General features: G+C 35.8%; 1 protein-coding gene. It reads right to left on the minus strand.

What is annotated here, in order from left to right:
- Positions 1-3,688 (minus strand): hypothetical protein (locus tag QZ276_RS10230; RefSeq protein ID WP_292487680.1); only part of this gene is annotated, 3,688 nt, incomplete at both ends.

Raw genomic sequence — 3,688 nt, forward strand, 5'->3', positions numbered from 1 at the left:
AATAGTGAAATCCGGTAGAGTGAGGTATTTTACACCTGCTGAATCTGCCACTATGTCACCTATGTATGATTCTTCGCCATTATCATTTATCGCATATACTTCATATACTTCGTTTTTGTCCAACCATAAAACTACCCTATTCTCTATGTCTAAGTATTGTTCTATAACTACTTCCTTAGTTTCATTCACATATTTATATAGCTTGACTCTTCCATTTGTATATTCTGAGCCTATGTCTTTTATCTTCAATGTTATCTGTACTGCTGTATCTTGGTTTAGGTCTAGTAGATAAACATCGTGCTCGAATGTTCTTTTACCAGGGATTAGTGTCCTATAATATGTTTCTGTTGAGTAGTCTGCCCTAATGAACCAATAGTTGTAGTCACAATCTATACCAGTAACTTCTGTGTCGTTTCTAGTCAATATGTTTGTTACCACATTTTCATCACAGAATGCTTTTACCGTTACTTGCATGTCCTGTTCTTCGCCACAGGTTCCATAAACATCTTCTTCCTCTACATATGCCCAGTTCATTGACCTATCGTATAATATCCCTCCATTCGGGTAGTTTCTTATAACTTCCCAATCTGTGCCATTATGGCACGATACATTGGTCACTGATGCTTTGTCGTCTACTTTATATTTCAACTGTATTTTTTTCTTATTATTCCAACATTGTGGGTATTCTGTGAAATTATATTCATCAAAACTTAGTTCGCTCTCTTTCTCTTTTACATATGTGTCGTTTGTTGCTTCAGTTGGTTTTGTGAAATTTAGTGCTAGATATGCCGCATCTCCTATCTCTGGTTGCCCATAGCTATCAAATAATCCATCATGTGCATCTGCGCAGGTGTGATCGGAAGACCAGTTACCCCAACACCTATAATTATTTGCTTCCAATTGTTCTTTGTAGTTTGTAACATTTTCCTGTCCCGTGATGCATGTTGTTTCGTTTATTGTTTCTACAAAATTGAATTTTTCGCCTGTTTCTTCACGTTTGAAGTTTACTTGGTATTCTGGGGTTAGAACTATATCTCTTGTTACTGTATCGCCCAGTTCTAATGTTCCTGAAACATTATTTGGTGTGTATTCCTCTTGGTCGGCCCATACATTATAATCTCCTGTATTCAAGTAGTATTTTGTGGTTTTATTGTCTGTTCTTTCTTTGAAAAGACCATCATGAGTCATATTGAAATCCACATTATTTATTAAGTATCCGAAAATTGTGTTATTTGCGTTTACTGTCAATTCTGACATCCAGAAATTTCTGGTTTCGTTGTCGTAGTCGCATCCTGATTCTGTCCATTGTTGAGTGTTCATATGTTGGTATCCGTTAGCAGTTATTGTTGTTTCTTCGCAGCCTATCTGTATCTCGTGTGATTTGTTGAAATCGTAGTATTTCTCGAATGTTCCGTTGTCTGTCGTTACATTTGTTAAAATGTTGGAATTGTTCCATGAGTTATATCCTGTGAAGGTGAAATTATCCCCTTCCTCAACATTAAGAGTGAATGTTTCTCTTTCATAGTTCACACCACCTATAGATTCAGTCGTATATTTGAAATCGTGCTTCTTGAGTTCTTTAAATGGTACTTCCACTGTGTATTTTACTTGGTCTTCTTTTATCTCTGTACCTATTATATTCTGTCTTAGTTTTGATTCCAAATCTATCCAGTATCCGTTTTGTAGGTTTTTGTCATGTACAACTACGTGACCTGTGTACTCTGAGTTTCTTAGTTCCGCTTTCCCTTCGTAGTCTATATTTATATTGAATCTGACATTTTTCGGGTCTTTTTCATCATTGAAATCGAATAGTCCTCTCGATTTTCTCTTGAATTTTACGACTGGACTGACTCTATCTTTCTTTTTTATGTAGTCTATAGAATCTATATCTGCACCTTGGGTGTTTGATACTGTGTATCCGAGTTTCTTGTCTATCTTCAAGCCTTTTTTACCTATACCTAGGAAACTGTTTCTCTTTTTCACTTTTGGCCTGAAATGGTTCATAGTGTGGTCATCTGTTGCCACTACTTCGCACTCTTTTGTACCTGGGTTTGAAAACACGAATACATCGTAGAATGATTCGAATGTGTTGTTTATGTCTGTCTTTTCCTCGTAATATTCTTGGCCGTCTTCTGTGTCATTACACTCTATACTATAACCATATAGGTTGTCGTCTTCAAAAGTCATATTGAAGTATACATCAGTTACATCATATATCCTTTTGCTTGTGTCTGGTGCGTATATTGTTATCTTCGGGTAAGTTACATCTAATTTTATCGATCTCTTCTCTGAGTCTAGGGTTATTGAGTCAGTGTAATTAATATATGTTTTATAGTAGTATTGTCCTTCTGAAAATGTGAAGTTGTTGTATACAGGCAGTGAATTGCTCGTATAGTTCTCTATCGATTCGTTTAGGTTGTTGAATATTTCTATTTTTCCAGCATCTGCAAATGCGTTGTCTGAAGTTGCATTGACTTCGAACCAAGTCCTGTTTACTAATGTTTCGTCAGGTTCTGTAGGGTTTATAAAGTAAGGGTTATCTATCCTGATTGAAATGTTAGTGTAATTGGTATATCCTGCGTTTGCCACCGCTCTAGTTTCTAGTGTCCATTTTTCCCCTAAATTTTGTACCTCTATTTGGGTTATGTTTAATTTTTGGTTTTTCGTTCCTTCGAAAGTTCCTTCTGAGTATTTGGTAGTTCCGTTATACCATATATATTCGTAGGTTATGTTCTCTGCATATGTTGTTGTAGATTCTGCTTGGCCAGTGATATAGCTCTCGTTATGTGGGAATCCTGAATGTATGTTTTGTTTCGGTATAGTTGTTGTGTCATCTATAGTGTATTCCGTGCTGTTTATGTAGTCGCCTTGTGAACTTGTTTTACACGAGAATACTATCTGATCTCCGTTTGATGCTTCAGTATAGTTGCTTGGGTTTATTGATCCATCATCTATTGTTGTTATACTTCCTGAATCTACCTGGGTTCCATTTTCGTACCATTTGTATTCGAATGTTGTTTCTAGGCCCGAATCAGCTGTTTCACAGTATCCTTTTATGTTATCTATTGAATTCACTGAGTAGTTATATGTTGTTGATGTTACCATTGATTCAATTTTGAATTCTACATCATCTACGAATATTTCGCCTGATGTAGAATTACCATAAACAAATAGTCTGTTTTGAAAACTATTTATATCTTCTAATGTTGTATTGGGTGAAAATGTCTTTTTTTCTTTATCATTTAATTCGTATTGCCACGTATCTATTTCTACCTCAGAAGTCACATTAAGATCTGGTTTATTAATGTATGTTTTATTTTTCGGAGATGTTATATTTATCTTTGATCCCCAATAAGCATTTTCGCCAGTCATCTCATAATGGTTTTGTCTTTCTGTACTTGAAGGCACATGATCCCATAGTACAAAATTATCTATCGTGGCATTGGCGTGATGGTCTTGACTTCTCTCTGAATAACCAATTGCGTTAGGTATTTCTTCCCTGTCACCCATTGGTAGTCCTTCATTCTTGTGTGCCACTTGATTATTATTTATATATAAGAACGTATCGTCTCCACCATCATGGTATGCAGTCACATGGTACCATTCCCCTGGGTTTAGTTCACCTGAATATAGATGTGTGGCTCCACTATTCCAATCATAGACTGAAAACATGATTTTTTTTGGATTG

The sequence above is a fragment of the Methanohalobium sp. genome (genome assembly GCF_018609725.1).
In the GTDB taxonomy this organism is placed as follows: Archaea; Halobacteriota; Methanosarcinia; order Methanosarcinales; family Methanosarcinaceae; genus Methanohalobium.